Origin of the sequence: Mesorhizobium huakuii (genome assembly GCF_014189455.1) — a bacterium.
Taxonomy (GTDB): domain Bacteria; phylum Pseudomonadota; class Alphaproteobacteria; order Rhizobiales; family Rhizobiaceae; genus Mesorhizobium; species Mesorhizobium huakuii_A.
The window spans coordinates 2,165,669-2,185,700 of record NZ_CP050296.1; the positions used below are offsets into that span (position 1 = coordinate 2,165,669).

The 20,032-nt window shown below is 64.0% G+C and carries 15 protein-coding genes; 9 read left to right on the forward strand and 6 right to left on the reverse strand.

Annotated elements, in window-relative coordinates; genetic code table 11:
• Nucleotides 1-73 precede the first annotated feature (73 nt).
• Nucleotides 74-1,684: an inorganic phosphate transporter gene (locus HB778_RS10590; protein WP_183463649.1), complete on the reverse strand. Its 1,611-nt coding sequence runs from the start codon at nucleotides 1,682-1,684 to the stop codon at nucleotides 74-76.
• A gap of 107 nt (nucleotides 1,685-1,791) precedes the next feature.
• On the reverse strand, nucleotides 1,792-3,006 hold the full coding sequence (locus tag HB778_RS10595) for an ROK family transcriptional regulator (protein WP_183463650.1): 1,215 nt from the start codon (nucleotides 3,004-3,006) through the stop codon (nucleotides 1,792-1,794).
• Between the two features lie 219 nt (nucleotides 3,007-3,225).
• Here HB778_RS10595 and HB778_RS10600 point away from each other — a divergent pair, with 219 nt between their 5' ends.
• From HB778_RS10600 to HB778_RS10625, 6 genes are all read left to right on the forward strand, one after another.
• Nucleotides 3,226-4,464, forward strand: coding sequence for an extracellular solute-binding protein (locus HB778_RS10600; protein ID WP_183463652.1), 1,239 nt, complete (start codon nucleotides 3,226-3,228; stop codon nucleotides 4,462-4,464).
• Nucleotides 4,465-4,542: 78 nt separating this feature from the next.
• Nucleotides 4,543-5,427 (forward strand): carbohydrate ABC transporter permease, encoded by an 885-nt coding sequence (locus tag HB778_RS10605; RefSeq protein ID WP_183463654.1) that lies wholly within the window; start codon nucleotides 4,543-4,545, stop codon nucleotides 5,425-5,427.
• A complete protein-coding gene (locus tag HB778_RS10610; RefSeq protein ID WP_183463656.1) occupies nucleotides 5,427-6,272 on the forward strand; it encodes a carbohydrate ABC transporter permease in 846 nt (281 codons plus the stop codon). The genes HB778_RS10605 and HB778_RS10610 overlap by 1 nt, the downstream gene beginning before the upstream one ends.
• Nucleotides 6,269-7,291: an SIS domain-containing protein gene (locus HB778_RS10615; protein ID WP_183463658.1), complete on the forward strand. Its 1,023-nt coding sequence runs from the start codon at nucleotides 6,269-6,271 to the stop codon at nucleotides 7,289-7,291. The genes HB778_RS10610 and HB778_RS10615 overlap by 4 nt, the downstream gene beginning before the upstream one ends.
• Nucleotides 7,291-8,229, forward strand: coding sequence for a PfkB family carbohydrate kinase (locus HB778_RS10620; RefSeq protein ID WP_183463660.1), 939 nt, complete (start codon nucleotides 7,291-7,293; stop codon nucleotides 8,227-8,229). Before HB778_RS10615 ends, HB778_RS10620 begins: the two co-directional genes overlap by 1 nt.
• Nucleotides 8,216-9,298 (forward strand): ABC transporter ATP-binding protein, encoded by a 1,083-nt coding sequence (locus tag HB778_RS10625; protein WP_183463662.1) that lies wholly within the window; start codon nucleotides 8,216-8,218, stop codon nucleotides 9,296-9,298. The genes HB778_RS10620 and HB778_RS10625 overlap by 14 nt, the downstream gene beginning before the upstream one ends.
• Before the next feature lie 47 nt (nucleotides 9,299-9,345).
• On the opposite strand, the gene HB778_RS10630 is transcribed toward HB778_RS10625, so the two are convergent.
• Together HB778_RS10630 and HB778_RS10635 are read right to left on the reverse strand one after the other, a co-directional pair.
• Nucleotides 9,346-10,359 carry an amino acid ABC transporter substrate-binding protein gene (locus tag HB778_RS10630; RefSeq protein WP_183463664.1) on the reverse strand — a complete coding sequence of 338 codons (1,014 nt, stop codon included), beginning with the start codon at nucleotides 10,357-10,359 and terminating at the stop codon, nucleotides 9,346-9,348.
• Nucleotides 10,360-10,483: 124 nt separating this feature from the next.
• The gene (locus tag HB778_RS10635; RefSeq protein ID WP_183463666.1) at nucleotides 10,484-13,540 is read right to left on the reverse strand and encodes an aminotransferase class III-fold pyridoxal phosphate-dependent enzyme; all 3,057 of its coding nucleotides are present in this window, start codon (nucleotides 13,538-13,540) and stop codon (nucleotides 10,484-10,486) included.
• A gap of 131 nt (nucleotides 13,541-13,671) precedes the next feature.
• On the opposite strand from HB778_RS10635, the gene HB778_RS10640 reads away from it, so the two are divergent.
• The gene (locus HB778_RS10640; protein WP_183463668.1) at nucleotides 13,672-14,112 is read left to right on the forward strand and encodes an Lrp/AsnC family transcriptional regulator; all 441 of its coding nucleotides are present in this window, start codon (nucleotides 13,672-13,674) and stop codon (nucleotides 14,110-14,112) included.
• A 32-nt stretch (nucleotides 14,113-14,144) separates the two neighbouring features.
• Here HB778_RS10640 and HB778_RS10645 read toward each other — a convergent pair whose 3' ends face one another.
• The gene (locus tag HB778_RS10645; protein ID WP_183463669.1) at nucleotides 14,145-14,678 is read right to left on the reverse strand and encodes a TetR/AcrR family transcriptional regulator; all 534 of its coding nucleotides are present in this window, start codon (nucleotides 14,676-14,678) and stop codon (nucleotides 14,145-14,147) included.
• Nucleotides 14,679-14,823: 145 nt separating this feature from the next.
• Here HB778_RS10645 and HB778_RS10650 point away from each other — a divergent pair, with 145 nt between their 5' ends.
• Both HB778_RS10650 and HB778_RS10655 read left to right on the forward strand, forming a co-directional pair.
• The gene (locus HB778_RS10650; RefSeq protein ID WP_183463671.1) at nucleotides 14,824-16,182 is read left to right on the forward strand and encodes an efflux RND transporter periplasmic adaptor subunit; all 1,359 of its coding nucleotides are present in this window, start codon (nucleotides 14,824-14,826) and stop codon (nucleotides 16,180-16,182) included.
• The gene (locus HB778_RS10655; RefSeq protein ID WP_183463673.1) at nucleotides 16,179-19,262 is read left to right on the forward strand and encodes an efflux RND transporter permease subunit; all 3,084 of its coding nucleotides are present in this window, start codon (nucleotides 16,179-16,181) and stop codon (nucleotides 19,260-19,262) included. Before HB778_RS10650 ends, HB778_RS10655 begins: the two co-directional genes overlap by 4 nt.
• 195 nt (nucleotides 19,263-19,457) lie before the next feature.
• Here HB778_RS10655 and HB778_RS10660 read toward each other — a convergent pair whose 3' ends face one another.
• On the reverse strand, nucleotides 19,458-19,913 hold the full coding sequence (locus HB778_RS10660; RefSeq protein ID WP_183463675.1) for a L,D-transpeptidase: 456 nt from the start codon (nucleotides 19,911-19,913) through the stop codon (nucleotides 19,458-19,460).
• Between the last annotated feature and the right edge of the window lie 119 nt (nucleotides 19,914-20,032).

Below are 20,032 nucleotides of genomic sequence, written 5' to 3' on the forward strand. Positions count from 1 at the left end.
CATTGGTCTTCGCAGGATAGGCCGACAAAGAGAAACGGCGCCGCAGGTGGCGCCGTTCCTTTGAGGGTTCCGCTCAGAACACCTGGCGAAAGATGATGAACAGCGTGAAGGCGAGCGCTATCGAGCATGGCAGGGTCAGAACCCAGGCCAGCAAAAGATTGCGCACTGTCGACCATTGCAGGCCCGAGCCGTTGGCGGCCATCGTTCCGGCGACGCCCGATGACAGCACATGGGTTGTCGACACCGGCAGCCCGAGCCGGTCGGCCATGCCGATGGTCACCATCGCCACCAGCTCGGCCGCCGCGCCCTGGCCATAGGTCAGATGGCTCTTGCCGATCTTCTCGCCGACAGTGACGACGATGCGTTTCCAGCCGACCATCGTGCCGAGGCCCAACGCCAGCGCGACCGCGACCTTCACCCAGATCGGAATGAACTTCGTCGCATTGTCGACGGCCTTGTGGTAGTCGGTGACCGCCTTCAGGTCGGCGTCCTGCATCGGCAGCAGCTTCTTCTTGTCGATCAGCTTGAGCGCCTCGCCGATCAGATAGATGTCGTTGCGGGCGTTGCTGACAAGATCGGTCGGCACGTTGTCGACCGATGCGTAGGGCTGCAGCGAAGCGGTCGTGTTGTGGATGTAGGTCTGCAGAGCGACCGTCGTCTGGTCACTCCAGGTCCGGGTGCGCACGGCATCCTGGACGGCTGCCTTGGCGGCCTTGGCATCGGCGACGGTGACACCGGGCTTGACGTATTTCCCCAGCGCGGTCTCGACGCTGACCGAAGCCGCCTTGTAGGCTTCGAGATAGTTGATGTCGGGCGTACGGTTCAGCGCATAGGCCGTCGGCACGACGCCGATCAGGATCAGCATGATCAGGCCCATGCCCTTCTGGCCGTCATTGGAGCCATGCGCGAAGCTGACGCCGGTGCAGGTGAAGATCAGCAAGGCACGGATCCACCAGGGCGGCGGCGCGTTGCCTTTCGGCGCTTCGTAGAGCGCCGGATTGCGAACCAGAAGCTTCATCGCATAGAGCAGGATCGCCGCGGCGAAGAAGCCGATGATCGGCGACACCAGGAGGGTGATGCCGACATTGGTCGCCTGCGACCAGTCAACGCCGCTGGTGGCGCTGCCGGCCGGTGCCATGAACTGGTTGGCGAGGCCGACGCCGATGATCGAGCCGACCATCGTGTGCGAGCTTGAGGCCGGCAGGCCGAGGAACCAGGTGCCGAGGTTCCACAGGATGGCGGCGACCAGCAGCGCGAACACCATGGCAAAGCCGGAGGAGGAGCCGACCTGCAGGATCAGTTCGACGGGCAGCAGCGACAGGATGCCGAAGGCGACCGCACCGCTGGAGGTGAGAACGCCGAGGAAATTGAAGGCGCCGGACCACATGACGGCGAATTCGGCCGGCAGGGAGCGCGTGTAAATGACGGTCGCCACCGCATTGGCGGTGTCATGGAAACCATTGACGAATTCGAAGCCGAGCGCGATCAGCAAGGCGATGCCGAGCAGGATCCACGGCACGGTCTTGGCCACCGCCAGATCCTGGCTCAGCGCGTAGCCGACATAGACCACGCCGACCAGCACCAGCACGCCGAAGGCCGGCAAGAACCACTTGGCGCTGCCCGAACTATCCAGCGGATGATCCGGTCTCGGAATGCCCGCCTCACTGGAAATTATGTCCACCATGTCCCACTCCTATTGCATTGCAGCAAAGAACTGGGAAAGACGCTATGTCCGGTCGATGAACCCTGTGTGACGCCAGAAAGGCCTTTGCCCTCGGCGCCCGCTCTCCCTCATCCAGCACCGGGACTTGTCTTCAGGATCGCCGAGAACAGCGGATCGAAGGCACGGCTGATCGGTGCCGCGGCCGCACCAAGCGCGATCGACCAGGGATCGGTGGTGCCAAGCTGAAGGCGAGGCAGCATCCTTCCGGGCCGGTCGGCGATCGATGGTAGCAACGGGTGCATCGCCTCGACCAGCCGGCGCGCCAGCGCTTCCGGCGCGCCGCTTGTCAGGATGACGGTCTGCGGGTCGAAGATCGTTTCGATGAGATGCACGCTCCAGCGCAGATCATGCGCCGCACCATCGATCCAGACCATCATCCTGGGGTTCTCGGCCAACACCAGGGCGTTCATCTGTTCGTAGATATCGCTGTCCGCCGGGTTGAGGCCGAGATGCTGGTAGAGCGAGGCCAGCGAGGCGCGATGCTCGAGCGGCGTCGAGCCGGGGCCGGCCGGCGCCAGCAGCGCCATGCCGATTTCGCCGGCATTGCCATGGCCGCCGCTGTAGAGCTCGCCATTGAGGATCAGTCCGGCGCCGATGCCGTAACCGACATAAAGGCAGACCGCGTGGTCGACGCCGTGCGCGGCGCCGACGATGCGCTCCGCCGTGGCGCAGGCCGCGGCGTCATTCTGCAGGCCGACATTCAGCCCCGTGCCTTTGGCCAGCGTCTCCAGCAGCGGAAATTTCTGCCAGGCCGGCATCATCCATTTGTCGTCGGAATCCTTCAGGCCGAAAGGACCGGGCATGGCGACGCCGAGACCGACCAGCCGTTTTTCCGACTGGGCCGAAATGCCGGCCAGGTCGCGGCGGACACCTGCGATCAGCTCGAGGATGATCTCGACGCCCTTCGACGGCTCATCGAAAGGCAGGTTCGCCTCGGCCCGCGCCAGCACGCTGCCCACCAGGTCGACGGCGACCGCGCGCGTCAGATGGCGGTCGATATGCAGGCCGATGGCGAAGGCGCCTTCTGGCACCAGCCTGTAGGGGGTCGACGGTTGCCCCCTGCCCTTGCGCACCGCATCGAGCGCGACGACCAGGCCGTCGCTTTCGAGATCCTCGATGATGTTGGAGACCGCCTGCTTGGTGAGCTGCGTCGCCCGCGCCAGATCGGCGCGTGACAGGGCGCCGTTGAGGCGCAGCGCCTCGATCATGACCCGGCGGTTGTGCGCGCTGGTGCCTTCCTGGTTGGTGCCGCTTTTGGCGCGGATCGGGCTGATGTCATCCACCGGCGTTTCCCCTCTTGACTCCATTAGAATATTGATCGACTAATTAAGTCAAGCGAGTTGACTTAATGCAAACCGAATGCCCCAAAACAAGATGGCAAAGGCCCCCAGCCTGTCGCCACTGGGCAGCCGGATAACCATCAGGTCACGCGACATGGATCCGGGAAGACGATGCGACACGCCCGTATCGCCAGCCCGTAACACCGGAAATGGGAGAAGAAGATGCTTAAGACAATCACCAAGACACTGGTCGGCGCGGTCTTCGCCGGAGGACTGCTCGTCCCTCACGCTTTCGCCGAGACGACGCTCAACGCGCTTTTCATGGCGCAGGCCGCCTACAGCGAGGCCGACGTGCGCGCCATGACGGATGCCTTCACCAAGGCCAACCCGGACGTCAAGGTCAATCTCGAATTCGTCCCCTATGAAGGCCTGCACGACAAGACGGTGCTGGCTCAGGGTTCAGGCGGCGGCTACGACGTCGTGCTGTTCGACGTCATCTGGCCGGCCGAATACGCCACCAACAAGGTGCTGGTCGACGTCTCGTCGAAGATCACCGACGACATGAAGAAGGGCGTGCTGCCCGGCGCCTGGACCACCGTCCAGTATGACGGCAAGTACTATGGCATGCCCTGGATCCTCGACACCAAATACCTGTTCTACAACAAGGAAATCCTGGAAAAGGCCGGCATCAAGACGCCGCCGAAGACCTGGGAAGAGCTCGGCGCGCAGGCCAAGATCATCCAGGACAAGGGCCTGCTGAAGACGCCGATCGCCTGGAGCTGGTCGCAGGCCGAAGCCGCGATCTGCGACTACACCACGCTGGTCAGCGCCTATGGCGGCGATTTCCTCAAGGACGGCAAGCCGGACTTCCAGAATGGCGGCGGCCTCTCGGCGCTGAAATACATGGTCGACAGCTACAAGTCCGGCCTCACCAACCCGAATTCCAAGGAATTCTTGGAAGAGGACGTGCGCAAGGTCTTTGAGAACGGCGACGCCGCCTTCGCGCTGAACTGGACCTACATGTACAACATGGCCAACGATCCGAAGGACTCGAAGGTCGTGGGCAAGGTCGGCGTCGTGCCGGCACCCGGCGTCACCGGCATCAGCGACGTGTCGGCCGTCAACGGCTCGATGGGCCTTGGCGTCACCGCAGTCTCCAAGCATCCGGACGAAGCCTGGAAGTACATCGCCTTCATGACCTCGCAGGCGACGCAGAACCAGTATGCCAAGCTCTCGCTGCCGATCTGGGCCTCGTCCTATGACGACCCGGCCGTCACCAAGGGCCAGGAGGAGCTGATCGCCGCTGCCAAGCTCGGCCTGGCCGCCATGTATCCGCGTCCGACCACACCGAAATACCAGGAGCTGTCGACCGCGCTGCAGCAGGCGATCCAGGAATCGCTGCTCGGTCAGTCTTCGCCGGAAGACGCCTTGAACACCGCTGCGAAGAACAGCGGCCTCTAAGGCATTGTTCTCCAGTTACGGGCGGCCTTGTGCCGCCCGTGCTATGTCTGAAATCATGAATGAAGAGAGGCTGCTCCGATGTCGGGCACCTGGATGACGACCCGTGCCTGGCTCTTGATGCTGCCGCTGCTCGTGGTCATGGTCGCCGTCATCGGCTGGCCGCTGGTCGATACGGTCAACTTGTCCTTCACCGACGCCAAGCTGGTCGGCACCGGCGGCAATTACGTCGGCTTCGACAACTACACCAACATGCTGTCGAGCTCGAACTTTTCGCGCACGCTGGTGACCACGACACTGTTCGCGGTCATTTCCGTTGCAGCCGAAATGGTGATCGGCGTTCTCGCCGCCCTTCTGCTCAATCAGCAGTTCCACGGCCGCGCCGTCCTGCGCGCTTTGATGATTCTACCCTGGGCACTGCCGACGGTGGTCAACGCCACGCTGTGGCGGCTCATCTACAATCCCGAATATGGCGCGCTGAACGCGGCCTTGACGCAGCTCAATCTCATCGACGCCTACCGCTCGTGGCTGGGCGAGCCGGGCACGGCGCTGGCGGCGCTGATCGTCGCCGACTGCTGGAAGAACTTTCCGCTGGTGGCATTGATCGCGCTCGCCGCATTGCAGGCGGTGCCGCGCGACATCACCGCCGCCTCGCTTGTCGATGGCGCGGGACCATTCAACCGCTTCCGCTTCGTCATCCTGCCCTATCTCGCCGGCCCGCTGATGGTGGCGCTGGTGCTGCGCACCATCGAGGCCTTCAAGGTCTTCGACATCATCTGGGTGATGACCCGCGGCGGCCCTGCCAACAGCACGCGCACGCTGTCGATCCTCGTCTACCAGGAGGCTTTCTCCTTCCAGCGCGCCGGCTCCGGCGCATCGCTGGCGCTGATCGTCACCTTGCTCGTCACCGTGCTGGCCGTCGCCTATGCGGCGCTGGTGAGGAAGACCGCCGGGAGTGCCGCCTGATGGAACGCAGGAGCCCCGCCTTTACGATCTTTGTCTATGCCTGCGCGGTGCTGCTTGCCGCCATCATCCTGGCACCCATCGCCTGGCTGTTCATCATGAGCATTTCGCCGGCCGCCGATCTCGCCGCCAAGCCGCTGCGCTGGTGGCCGCAGGCGGCCGACTTCTCGCGCTACCAGACATTGCTGTCGACCGCCGAAAACAGCGCCGGCGCCGCCTTCACCTCGTCGCTGCGCAACAGCCTGGAGATCGCCGGCATGGCGACGCTGGCAGCGTTGGCCTTGGCCATCCCCGCCGGCTGGGCGGTGTCGCGCACGCCGGCGATCGGCTGGTCGCTGTCGATGGTCATCGCCACCTATATGCTGCCGCCGGTGGCGCTCGCCGTGCCGCTCTATATGGGCCTGTCGCATCTTGGCCTGCTCAACAATGTCTTCGGCCTGGCGCTGGTTTATCTGACCATTCTGGCGCCCTTCACCACCTGGCTGATGAAATCCGGCTTCGATTCCATCCCGCGCGAGATCGAGGCGGCGGCGATGATCGACGGTGCCGGCCTGTTCCAGACGCTGCGCATCATCACGCTGCCGCTCGCCGCACCCGTGATGGCGACATCGGCGCTGTTTGCCGTGCTGCTCGCCTGGGACGAATTCTTCTACGCGCTGCTGTTCACCTCCGACCAGCGCGCAAAAACCTTGACCGTCGCCATCGCCGATTTGGCCGGCGGTCGTGTTTCCGACTACGGGCTGATCGCCACCGCCGGCGTGCTGGCCGCCTTGCCGCCGGTGCTGATCGGACTGGTCATGCAGCGCGCGCTGATCTCGGGCCTGACCAGCGGCGGTGTGAAGGGATGATGATGACTGCAGAAAAAACCCGACCGGCCGGACTGGTCGCCATCGACCGCGAAATGGCGCGCCAGCACGCGGATGCGCGTGCGTCGTTCGAGAACAACGCTGCCATGGCGGCAAACGTTGCCGACTCAATCAGGAAGACAGGCCGTTTGCTGCTGCTCGGCATGGGCGGTTCGCACGCGGTCGGGCGCGCCGTCGAGCCGCTCTACCGCGCGCTCGGCGTCGATGCGCTGGCCCTGCCGCTCTCCGAACAGCTCGGTCAACTGGTGCCACTCAACGGCAAGACGGTGCTCATCACCTCGCAGTCCGGCGAGAGCGCCGAGGTCGTCAGATGGTTTGCCGAGGCCGGCAGCGCTGCCGATGTTTTCGGGCTGACGCTGGAAGGCGGTTCTTTCCTCGCCCGCACCGCGCCTTGCCTGGTCGGCGCCGGCGGGACCGAACTGGCCTTCGCCGCCACCCGCAGCCTGACCGTGACCTTCGCCTTGCATCTGGCCATCCTGGCCGCACTCGGCGAAGACCCAAGTGCCGCTCTTGGCGCACTGGACCGGCCGCAGGACAGCGACATCACGCAGGCACTCGCCGCGTTGGAAAAGGTGACGAGCATCGTCACCTCGGGGCGCCGGCTGCAAGGCGTTGCCGAAGCGCTGGCGCTTGGTCTTACCGAACTGTCCCGGCTGCCCTGCTTCGCGCTCGAAGGCGGCCAGTTGCGGCATGGACCGATGGAGATGCTGGGGCCGAAGGTCGGCGTCATCCTGTTTCGCGGTAACGACCCGACCGCGGAACTGGTAACGGCGATGGCGCTTTCCATTGTCGAGGCCGGCGCACCGCTCATCATCTTCGACGCCTCCGGGCAACCGCCCGTCGCGGGCGCTGTCACGCTCTCCTTCAAGCCGGCTTCTGGTCTCGCAGCGGTCTTCGCCATGCTGCCCGTGGCACAGCGCCTGATGATCGCCTTCGCCGATGCCCGCGTCGACAATGCCGGCACGCCGGTGCGCTCCACCAAGATCACCAGGAGCGAGTGATGCGTCCGCTTGCGGTGATCGGCAACGTCAATGTCGACCTGATTGTCGGCCCGGTCGCGCCATGGCCGAAGGCGGGGACGGAAACCGTCGTCGACCATGACGAATTGCGCGTCGGCGGCCAGGCCGGCAACAGCGCGCTCGCCTGGCAAGCACTGGGCGTCGACTTCGCTATCGCCGCCAATGTCGGCGACGACCAGTTCGGCCAATGGCTTCGCGAGGCGTTCGGCAGCCGTGCCGAGACATGGCCGGTCCGCTCCGAAGGCACGACGCTGTCTGTCGGCATGACTCACCCGGATGGCGAACGGACCTTCTTCACCACGCGCGGCCACCTGCCGCGCTTCAGCCTCGCCGATGTCTTGTCCGTCCTCGATGGCAACGCGCTCTCTGGCGGTTACGCGCTGTTGTGCGGCTCTTTCCTGACCGACGACCTCACCCGCGATTACGATGGGTTCTTCGACTGGGCGGACAGTCACGGCATCGCCGTCGCGCTCGACACTGGCTGGCCGATCGATGGCTGGACCGAGGCCAATTGCGTCGCCACGCGCGCCTGGCTTTCGCGCTGCGCGCTGGCGCTGTTCAACGAAGTCGAGACGGTAACCCTGGCGGGAATGCCAAGCCCGCAGCAGGCCGCGCGCGAGATCCGATCCAGCATGCGGCAAGGCGCAACCTTTGTCGTCAAGCGCGGCCCGCGAGGCGCGATCGCCATCGGTCCGGATGGGGCACTCGTCGAAGCCGTGGCGCCCGATGTCCGCGTCGTCGACACGATCGGCGCCGGCGATGTCTTCAACGCCGCCTTCCTCGCCGCCCTCGCCCGGGAACAACCGCTGTCCACTTGCCTTTCCGCCGCGACGCATGTCGCCTCGCGCGCCATTTCCACTCTGCCCCGCAACTATGGCGGGCCGATGCAGTTCGAGGGATCCACGCATGAGCGCGCTTGAAATCCGCAACATCCGCAAGAACTACGGCAGTGTCGAAACACTGAAAGGCATCGACATCGCGCTGCAGAGCGGCGAGTTCCTGGTGTTGCTCGGTTCCTCAGGCTGCGGAAAGTCGACGCTTCTCAACATCATCGCCGGGCTCGCCGAAGCGACGAGCGGCGACGTGCTGATCGGCGGCCGTTCGATCCTGGGCGTCCATCCCAAGAACCGCGACATCGCCATGGTCTTCCAGTCCTACGCGCTCTATCCGAACCTGACCGTGCGCCGCAACATCGGCTTCGGCCTGGAGATGCGCGGCGTTGCAGCCGACGAGCGCGAAAAGGCGGTGGCCGAGGCGGCAAGACTGCTCCAGATCGAAGCCCTGCTCGACCGCAAGCCGAGCCAGCTTTCCGGCGGCCAGCGCCAGCGCGTCGCCATCGGCAGGGCGCTGGTGCGCAAGCCCCAGGTTTTTCTCTTCGACGAACCGCTCTCCAACCTCGACGCCAAGCTGCGCCTGGAAATGCGCACCGAGCTGAAGCGGCTGCACCAGATGCTGCAGACCACCGTGGTCTACGTCACCCACGACCAGATCGAGGCGATGACGCTGGCGACACGCATCGCGGTGATGCGCGACGGCAGGATCGAGCAGCTCGGCACGCCGGAAGAGATCTACAACGAGCCGGCGACGCTCTACGTCGCCGGCTTTGTCGGCGCGCCGACGATGAACACGCTGCAGGCCACCATCACCGACGGCAAGCTGGCTATTGCCGAGTCCGATGTACGGATCCCCTTGCCGGCGCGCTATGCGAATGCGGCGCGTGGGGGCGCACGGCTGGTCGTCGGCATCAGGCCCGAAGCGCTGCGCGTGGCTACCGCCCCGACGGATTTGTCATTGCCCGTGGAGATCGAGGTGGTCGAACTGACCGGCCCCGAACTGGTCACCACAGCCCGGATCGGCGCGCAGCGACTGACGGCCTGCCTGCCGCCAAGGTCTCAGGTTGCCAAGGGCGAAAAGCGCAGCCTCACCTTCGATGAGACAGCGCTTCGCTTGTTCGACCCGTCGACAGGCAAGGCCCTGCCGACGGTTTAAGAAAGGCCGCACACGCCTGAAGACATGCGCGGCTTGGACTTTGGATGTCAGCGCGCCGGCGGTGCGTACATCAGGCCGCCGGCGTTCCACAGCGCGTTGATGCCGCGGGCGATTTTCAGCTGGCTGGACTGGCCGAGATTGCGCTCGAACATCTCGCCATAATTGCCGACCTTGGCAACGATGTTGTAGGCAAAGGCAGGGTCGAGCCCGATCTGCTTGCCATTGTCGCCCTCGACACCAAGGAACCGGCGGATCGTCGGATTTTGCGATTTCAGCGAGGCTTCCGCATTGGCCTGGGTGATGCCTTCCTCTTCCGCCTCGATCAGCGAGAACAGCGTCCAGCGCACGATGTCGAACCACTTGTCGTCGCTCTTGCGAACGGCCGGGCCGAGCGGCTCCTTCGAGATGATTTCCGGCAGCACCGTGAAGGCGGCAGGATCGGTCAGCTTCAGGCGCTGCGCATAGAGCGCCGAGGCGTCGGTGGTGTAGACGTCGCAACGGCCGCTGTCGAACGCCTTGATGATGCTGTCGGCGGAATCGATGACCACCGCCTCGTATTTCATGTTGTGAGCGGTGAAATAGTCGGCAACGTTCTGCTCGGTCGTCGTGCCCTGCTCGGCGCAGACCGTAGCGCCAGATAACTTCAGAGCGCTGTCGACACCTAGCTCCTTACGCACCATGAAACCCTGGCCGTCATAATAGGCGGCGCCGACGAAGTGGATGCCCATGCCGGTGTCGCGCGACAGGGTCCAGGTCGACTGCCGCGACAGGATGTCGACGGTGCCGGCCTGCAGCGCGGTGAAGCGCTCCTTGGTCGACAGCGGCACATAGCTCACCTTGTCGGGGTCGCCGAAGACGGCGGCAGAAATCGCGCGGCAGAAATCAATGTCGAAGCCGCTCCATTTGCCCTGGTCGTCGGGCGCCGAAAAGCCCGCGACGCCCTGGCTGACGCCGCAGATGATCGAACCCCTCTGCTTGACGATGTCGAATGTGTCCGCTTTCGCCGGCAAGGCCGTTGTGGCCGACGCGAGTGCGAGCGCGGTGATCAATGCATGTCTCATGGTTTCCTCCCTTGATGAGGCAAAGCCTCTCCTGCCGCCGGCGCGTGACGCGCCGGACGTTCCCAAAAAAATCGTTGCTCCTGAATTCTGCTCACGCACCGCCAGGGCGGTGCGCAGATATGTCCTAAGCCCCTTCCGCCAGAACCGCCGCCAGCGTCTCGTCGAGAACGCCGACCAGATGATCGGCATTGGCCCGGCTGAAGATCATTGGCGGGCGCATCTTCAGCACATTGTCATGCGGCCCCTCGGTGCCGATCAGCACGCCGCGTGCCCTCACCCCGTCATTGATGCGGCGGGCAAGTGCGGTCGCCGGCGCCTTGCTCTTGCGGTCCTCGACCAGTTCGATACCGAGGAAGAGGCCCTGGCCGCGCACATCGCCGATGATGTCGTAGCGGTCCTGCAAAGCCTTGAAGCGCGCCATGAGATAGCTGCCGATCTCCAGCGCATTGCGTCTGAGCCCATCGCGCTCGATGACATCGAGAACCGCGAGCCCGGCGGCGCAGGACACTGGATTGCCGCCGAACGTGTTGAAATACTCCATGCCGTTGTCGAACGAGGCCGCGATCTCTGATGTCGTCACCACGGCCGCCATCGGATGGCCGTTGCCGATAGGCTTGCCCATGGTGACGATGTCAGGCGTCACCTCCTGGGTTTCGAAAGCCCACCAATGGCTGCCGACACGGCCAAAACCGACCTGCACCTCGTCAGCCGCGCAAATGCCGCCGGCGGCGCGCACCATGGCGTAGACTTCCGCGAGATAGCCCTCCGGCAGGAACACCTGGCCGGCGACGCTGGGGATCGATTCCGCCAGGAACAGACCGGGCGCGCGGCCTTGTCTGGCCATATCGGCGATCTGCTCGGCGACGCTTTCGGCGAACCGTTTTGCATGTTCGTCGACCGGCCATTCGGCCGGAGCATGGTAGCTGTCGGGAATGGTCGCCTCGAACACATGCGCCGGGCGCCCCTTGCCGCCCTTGCGCTTGTATTTGTAAGGGCTGAGATCGATCAGCTCCTGCGTCGTGCCGTGATAGGCCCAGTCGAGCACGATTGCCTCGCTGCGGCCGGTATGGGTCCGTGCCATGCGCAGCATCAGGCTGTTGGCCTCACTGCCCGAGCAGGCGAAGGACGCCACCGACAGGCCGGCAGGCAGCGTCGCCGTCAGCCGCTCCGCATAGGTGACGATCGCGTCGTGCAGATAGCGCGTGTTGGTGTTGAGCTTGGCCGCTTGTCTGGCGATCGCCTCGACGACGTCGGGATGGGCATGGCCGAGATGGCAGACATTGTTGAAGCAGTCGAGATAGGCGCGGCCGCGATCGTCGATCAGCCAGACGCCCTCGCCACGCACGAACTTGATCGGCTCGGAGTAGGAAATGGAGAGATTGGGCAGCAGCGACGCCTTGCGCGCGGCGACAATTTCAGGGCGGGAACGGCCGCTTTGGCGGAAGGTCTCGGGCGGAATGCCGGCGAGATCGGCGGCATCCGGAAACAGTTCCTTCCACACGGCGAGATAACGTTCCTCGCCGACCCCAAGAATGTCGCGGGCGGCAAGGCTGGTATCCGTCGATATCTGAAAATGCAGATGCGGCGCCCAGCCGCCGTTCTCGACTGGTGTGCCCATCTCGCCGACAAGCGCGCCAGCCTCCAAATAATCGCCGGCCTTCAGCCGACGCCCGGCCTCATGCGCCATATGTCCCCACAAAGTCACGAAGGGCGGACAGCCCTGCGGTCTATGCTCCAGCGCCACCAGGCAGCCATAGCCGAGCGGATCCCCCTCGATCTCGACGCTTCTGACGGTGGCGGCCAGCGGTGTGTAAAGCCGCGTCCCCGCCGGCATGAAAAGATCGAGGCCGAGATGATTGGCGCGCCGCGCGCCTTCGACGAAACGCGACTGGAAGATGTCGCTGGTGTAGACCGTGCGCGCTTCGCCCCATGGGCCGATGCCGAGTCCAATGCCATGCTCGGCGCAATAGGCGTCCCACCAGGCGGTGGCCTTTTCGGGCTGCTGCGCGGCCGATGTCACCGTCATCGGATTGTGCGGATCGCCGTAAGGCACCAGCGCCTTGGCAAGCGTCGCCGGATGACGGTCGAGGATTGGCGCGAACCGTGCGCGGTTTGCCGCGATCCAGCCTGTCACGGCGCGTGCATCGGGAACGGCTTCGAAGCCGCAGGCATGGCGCAGGATTGCCGTCGCGAAGCGCCGGTTCATCCTGTCCAGGCGACGCAGCAATCGCCAGGCCGGCGCCTCCGAGATCGACAGATACGGGTTGTCGGCGGTACGGTCCCTGCGCGCGGCCGACAGCGTCACGGAGGTGACGAGGCGCATCGCGATGAGATCGAAGATCAGGTCGAGCTCTTCCTCCCGCAACGGATATTCCGCATGGAAGCCGGCGGCCAACCGTGCGGCGGCGCCGATCGGATCCCCGGCATCGAGGATGGCATAGGCGCAAGCGACGGCAACCTCGGCGATCAGCACACTGTGCAAGGCGTCACCGAAATCGATCAGCCCGGCGACATGCTTGGGCCTTCCGGGATCGACGAGCACATTCCAGTCATTGGCGTCGTTGTGGATCACCTGTGCCCGCAAGGACGGCAGCCGGGGGGCCACCACGGCATCGAAATGATCGAGGAACCGCTCCAGCAAAGCGCGGTCCTGTTCGTCATCAATGTGGTGGAGGCGTTGCCGCGCGGCACCTGCCTGGCGAATGTCCCAATCGAATGACCGCAGTGCGCCGGGATGAATGAAGCCCTGCAGGGCTCGATCCAGCCGGCCGAGCGCGCCGCCCAGGCTTTCGAGCAGCGCCGGCGTGGTCGGGCTCTCGGCCAGCGGTCGGCCGGGCAGCCACGACACAAGGCGCACGGCATGATCCTCGCCGCCAGGCCCCTTGGCATGGGCGAGCGAAGCGCCCTGCACCGTCTTCCTCAGACGCGGCACGGCCATATCCGGGCTGTTGCGCGCGAGGTGATCGAACAATGCCGTCTGGAATTCGCTCTCGACGAGCGGCTCGCTGGCGTTGACGATTTTCAGGATCCACAGCGAATGGTCGGGGGCGGTCAGCTTGAAATTCCGGTCGCGCTCGCTGTCGAGCGGGGCGACGCTGCCGGAAATCCCGAAGTGCCGCGTTGCGATATCAACCGCCTCGTTCTGCGAGACTTGAGGCGCTGGGTGTGAAACGTTGGTCATCGGGATTCCAGATCTGCTTTGTCCGAGCTTGGCATGGGTCAAAAAATCGGGCATCCGGCAAAGCGTCGGTTGCGCCAGCACAATGACTGCATTGACCGGCACATTAACGGAACCGCTTGGAGCGTGACGTCATGAGAGAACTGGACGCCAAGGACCGTGACATCCTCGCCATTCTGTCGAAGGAAGCCCGCATCCCGCTGAAGACGCTTGCCGGTCGCATCGGCCTGTCGCGCAGCGCGACGAGCGAGCGGGTGGCTTCGTTGGAAAAGAGCGGCGTCATCAGAGGTTACCGGGCCGATATTGGTCAGATGGACGCCGGACTGGTCTGCGCTTTCTTGCTGGTCACGCTGATCCGCACGCCGTCAATCGGCATTCTCGACCAGTTGGCGCGCTATCCGGAGGTCCGGCGCGTGTCGTCGGTGAGCGGCCAGCTCGATCTCATCGTCGAGGTCGAGGTGCCGTCGATCGACAGGCTCAACACGGTGCGCGACCTCATTGCCACGCTCGGCGGCGTCGAGGACCTGACAACCGCGATCGTCCTGCGCCGGGATATCGAGCGCGCCGCGGGTTGAATGCCCGCAACAACGGTCATTCTTGGCGCCGCCTATTTGGCGATCTCCAGCAGGGACGAGACCAGCAGCTCGCGCTCGTCCTTCGACATCACCTCGGAATCGAAGAGGTTCATGCTGCGCAGCCCCTCGATGGCGAGATAACAGACCAGCAGCGATTTGAGGTCTTTCGTGTCGCCTTTCAGCCGTTCGAAAAGCTGTCGCTTGAACGTCTTTATCGGCGTCATGAAATCGGGATCCTCGGCAATCGCCGAAAAGATCCAGGACGCCGAGGGCTGCTTTTCCTCGCAATCATTGGCCGACAGTTTGATGTAGACGGCGAGCGGATTTTTGCCATCGTCGCTGCTGTTGGCGGATTCCAGCGCTTGCTCGAAATCGCGCAGATAGCCCTCGACCAGACCCTGCATCAATTTGGCCTTGGTCGGGAAATTGTAGAGCAGCCCGCCCTTCGACACACCGGCGCGGCTGGCCACCGCTTCCAGCGACAGGCTGCCGGGCCCGGATTCCCGGGCGACATCAGCCGCTGCGGCGAGAATTTTCTCGCGCGAATTCGGACGTTGGGCTCTCATGGCGCCTCCCTTCGCAAGCTTAGGCCCAATTGACAAGACCGTCCAGACGGTACAGTAAAGCCGCCATTATTTGAAATCGGGACCCGCAGTCGATATGTGTCCCGATGTCCGAGCTTCGCGCCGGATTTCGACTGAGGGGACTTCCTTGTTCAAGCGCATACTCCGTATCTTTATCATTATTTTGGTCCTGGCCGTGCTCGTCATCGTGGTCGGCGGCATCGTCGGCTTCAACTTCCTGCGCGACAATGGCATCAAGCAGTATTTCGCCACGATGAAGCCGCCGGCGGCGACCGTGTCGACGACCATCGCCAAGCCGTCGAGCTGGACCCCTGGCGTCGAGGCGATCGGTACAGTGCGAGCCGTGCGCGGTGTTGACCTGACGGTTGAGACAGCCGGCATCGTCAAGGAAATCCCCTTCCATGCCAACGAGAAAGTGGCGGCCAACGCGGTGCTGCTGCAGCTCGACGATGCCGTCGAGCGCGCCGATCTCGACGCACAGAAGGCGCAGGCCGCGCTCGATCAGGTGTCACTGACCCGCGCCATCGAACTGACCAGGCGCGGTGTCGGCTCCGACTCGACACTGGACAGTGCGCGTGCGGCGGCGTCCGCTTCGGCATCCCAGGTCACCAGGCTGCAGGCCGTGCTCGATCAGAAGCAGCTGACGGCGCCTTTCGCCGGCACGGTTGGCATCCCGAAGATCGACCTCGGCCAATATCTGTCGCCCGGCACCGCGGTGGTGACGCTGCAGGATCTCGACACGATGCGCGTCGACTTCTCGGTTCCCGAACAGCAGCTGCCGCTGCTCAAGATCGGTCAGACGGTTCGGCTGGGCCTCAGCGGCGCGGACATGCCATTTGCCGGCGCCATTCGCGGCATCGACCCCAAGATCGACCCGTCCAGCCGGCTGGTGAACATCAGGGCGGAAGTCGCCAATCCCGATGGCAAACTGACCCCTGGCCAGTTCGTGCAGGTGCGTGTCGAACTGCCCGAGGAGCAGAACGTGCTGTCGCTGCCGCAGACGGCGCTGACCACCAGCCTCTATGGTGACTATATCTTCGTGGTGCAGCCGGCCAAGCCCGCCGAGGCCGCCCCGGCCAAGCCAGAAGAAAAAGCAGCCGCCACGGCCACCGACAAACCGGCCGACGCCAAGCCGGCGGACGCGATGAAACCGGCGGCTGATGCCATGAAGCCGGCGGCTGATGCCACGAAACCGGCCGCCGATGCTGCAAAGCCAGCGGACAAGGCCGCTTCCGATGCCACCAAGCCGGCTGCCGACCCGGCCAAGCCGGCGACGGAAGGCGATAAGCCCGCGCTGGTGCTGTCGCAGGTCTTCGTCAAGCCCGGCCGCCGCAATCAAGGCATGGTCGAGATCGTCGAAGGGCTGAAGGCTGGCGAAGAGGTCGTCACCGCGGGTCAGAACCGCCTGTTCAACGGCATGTCCGTCAACGTCGACAACACCATCGATCCGACCAAATCGGCGAACAAGCAGGCCGACCAGCAATGAGCTTTTCCGATCTCTTCATTCGCCGGCCCGTCCTGTCGACGGTCCTTGCCTGCATGATCCTGCTCTTGGGTTTTCAGGGCATCTTCAACCTGTCGATCCGGCAATATCCGAAGGTTGACGAGACCGCGATCACCATCACGACGGCCTATCCGGGCGCCAGCGCCGACCTGATCCAGGGCTTCATTTCCGCCCCGATCGCGCGGGCCGTCGCCTCGACCGAGAACATCGACTACGTCACTTCGTCCAGCCGGCCGTCCTCCAGCACCGTGACGGTGCAGATGAAGCTCGGCTCCAACCCCGACGTGGCGCTGACCGAAGTGCTGTCCAAAGTCCAGGGCGTGCGCGGCACCTTGCCGGACGCCTCCAAGGATCCGGTTATCGTCAAGGGCACCGGCCAGCAGTTCGCGATGATGTACATCTCGATGCAGAATCCGAACATGACGAAGGAGCAGCTCACGGAGTATATCGAGCGCGTCATCAGGCCCCGCATGTCGACGGTCGAAGGTGTCGCCGACGTCCAGATCTTCGGTGCCCAGCAATACTCGATGCGCGTCTGGATCGACCCGATCAGGCTTGCCGCGCGCGGCGTGACGGCGGCGGAAGTGCTGGCGGCAATCAACAATTCCAACTTCCTGTCGGCGCCCGGCAACACCCAGAACGAATATGTCGTCTCGTCGATCACCGTGCGCTCGACGCTGCAGACACCGGAAGCCTTCGCCGAACTGCCTTTGCGCTCGACCGACGGCAATGTGGTGCGGCTGCGCGACGTGGCCCGCGTCGAACTCGGCGCGGAGAACACCGACACCAGGGTCTCCTTCAACGGCAAGCCCGGCACCTTCCTCGCTATCTTCCCGACCCCGGCGGCCAACCCGCTGACCCCCGCGGCAGCGCTCACCAAGCTCGTGCCGCAGATTCAGGAAACGCTGCCGAAAGGCATGACGATCGAGGTCGTCTACGACGCGACCGGGCAGATCAGCGCCTCGATCGACGAGGTCTTCAAGACCATCGCCGAGGCTGTTGCCATCGTCGTCGTGGTCATCCTGTTGTTCCTTGGCTCGTTCCGCTCGGTGATGATGCCGATCGTCACCATCCCGCTGTCGCTGATAGGCGTCTGCTTCCTGTTGTTTGCGGTGGGCTATTCGATCAACCTTCTGTCGTTGCTGGCCATGGTGCTGGCGATCGGCCTTGTCGTCGATGACGCCATCGTGGTGGTGGAGAATATCCACCGCCACATGGAAGAAGACCACATGTCGCCGATGCAGGCAGCGTTCAGCGGCATGCGAGAAATCGCTTCTGCCATTGTCGCCATGACCATGACGCTGGCCGCCGTGTTCGCGCCGCTGGCCTTCACCGGCGGCCTGACTGGCGCGCTGTTCCGCGAATTCGCGGTCACGCTCGCCGGCTCGGTCGTGCTGTCGGGCGTCATCGCCGTCACCATCACCCCGATGATGTCGGCGCGCCTCCTGAAGGCCGGCACGCCCGGCCGTTTCCAGCGCATTGTCGATGGCATTTTCGCGCGGGTCGAGCATGTCTATGAGCGGGCCGTCACCGGCTCGCTGAACTACCGTCCTTTGACGCTGATCATCGTGCTCGCGCTGGTCGGCGTAACCGGCTTCATGTTCACCAAGACTTCGAGCGAGCTGGCGCCGGAAGAGGATCAGGGCTTCCTGCTCTCGATTGTGACCGCGCCGACCTATGCGACATCGGACTATACCGAAACCTATGTGAACCAGATGCTCGGCCTGGTGAGGGATATTCCCGAAACGCGGGCGCAGTTCTCGGCGGTCGCCTTCGGTGGCACGACAAACAGCGCCTTCGTCGGCTTTGCCTTCAAGGATTGGGCTGAGCGCAAGCGCAGTTCGAAGGAGCTGCAGGCCGACATTACGGCCCGCCTCGCCAAGGTGGCGGGTGTCCAGGCCTTCGTCTTCGCACCGCCGACGCTGCCGGGCTCCGGTGGCGGTCTGCCGATCGCTTTGGTGGTACGCTCGACCGGTGATTCCGCGGAAGTATATAAGGCGGCCGAGCAGATCAAGAACAAGGCGCAGGCCTCCGGTCGCTTCATCGTCGTGCAGAACTCGATGTCTTATGACTCGCCGCAGGTGACGGTGACCATCGATCGGGATCGCGCCGCCGCACTCAACCTGCCGATCGCCGATATCGGTCGCACGCTGACGCTGCTGGTCGGCGGCGCCGAAGTGGCGCAGTTCGACCGCGACTCCAACAGCTACGACATCATCCCGCAGGTGCCGCAGCAATTCCGCGACAACCCCGAACGGCTCGGCGAATATTTTGTGCGCAGCGTGACGGGCGAGATGGTGCCGCTGTCTGCCGTGGTGAAGATTTCGAACAATGCGTCGCCGGCAGCGATCGAACAGTTCAACCAGCTGAATTCGTCGACGATCTCCGCACTGCCGCTGCCCGGCGTCACCACGGGCGACGGTTTGAAAGTCCTCGAGAATATCGCCAGGGAGAGCCTGCCCGACACCTTCTTCATCGACTACTCCGGCCAGTCCCGGCAGGAGAAGGAACAGGGCAACACCATCCTGATCGCTTTCGGAGCGGCCATCATCGTCATCTACCTGGTGCTGGCGGCGCAGTTTGAAAGCTTCCGCGACCCGCTGATCATCATGATGGCGGTGCCGCTGTCGATCTTCGGCGCGATCGTGCCGCTCAATCTGGGCCTCGGCACGCTCAACATCTACACGCAGGTCGGTCTGATCACGCTGATCGGCCTGATCACCAAGCACGGCATCCTGCTGGTCGAATTCGCCAACCAGCAGCGCGAAGCGCATGGCATGCGGCGGCGTGATGCCATCATCGCCTCGGCCAAGGTGCGCCTGCGGCCGATCCTGATGACGACGGCAGCTATGGCGCTTGGCGTCGTGCCGCTGATCACGTCGAGCGGCGCAGGTGCGGCGGCCCGCTATTCGATGGGCTTGGTCATCTTCACCGGCATCCTGGTCGGCACCATGTTCACGCTGTTCGTCGTGCCGATGTTCTACACCTTCATCGCCAGCAAGGACCTGCCGCATCTTGCGGAAAAGCCGGATCCGAAGCTGATGCCGGCATTGCCGGACTGATAGAGCAATTCCAGGAAAAGTGTGAAGCGGTTTTCCGTCCGGAATTGCGTCAAAACAAAGAGCTCTCGGAAGCCGAGAAAAAAAGAGGCCGGGGAATTCCCGGCCTCTTTTTTGGCTGCGCTCGATACCGCTGGACAATTTCCAGCGGGAGCCTTGAATAGGGCACGACAGTAAGCCGGCCCGCTCCTCAGCCTGCTACTTGACGATGACGATGCTGGTGTTGGCCGGCCCGAACGTCTCGACCAACTGGTAGAAATCGGCGGCATTGTCGGGATGCAGCCGCACGCAGCCATGCGAGGCCGGCTGGCCGAGCCGCTTGATCGCATAGGTGGCGTGCACCGCGTAGCCGCCGCTGAAGAACACCGAGTGCGGCATCGGCGCGTTGTCGTACTTCTTCGAATACCACATCTCATGCATGCGCGTCGGCTTGAACGAGCCCGTCGGCGTCACATGCGCCCGGTCGCCGGTCGAAACCTTCCAGGCGAAGGTCGGCCGGCCATCGACCGAGACTTCCATGACCTGCTGTGAAAGCGAGACCCGCGCCACGATCTTGTTGGCGGCATGGGCCGCGTTGGCGCCGAACAGAAGTGCTGTACCCGTCAGCGCAGCGGCGGTGATGTTGATGAGCTTGGCGGAAATGGTGGTGTGCATGATGTCCCCTCTCTCTGCCGGTCCGACCGGCTCCAATTCGATGAGCGGCTTATCGCTGCGGCATGTTTCGGACAGATTTCGCGAAATGCTCGTTTATGTTTCGATTATGTTTCCTCTGG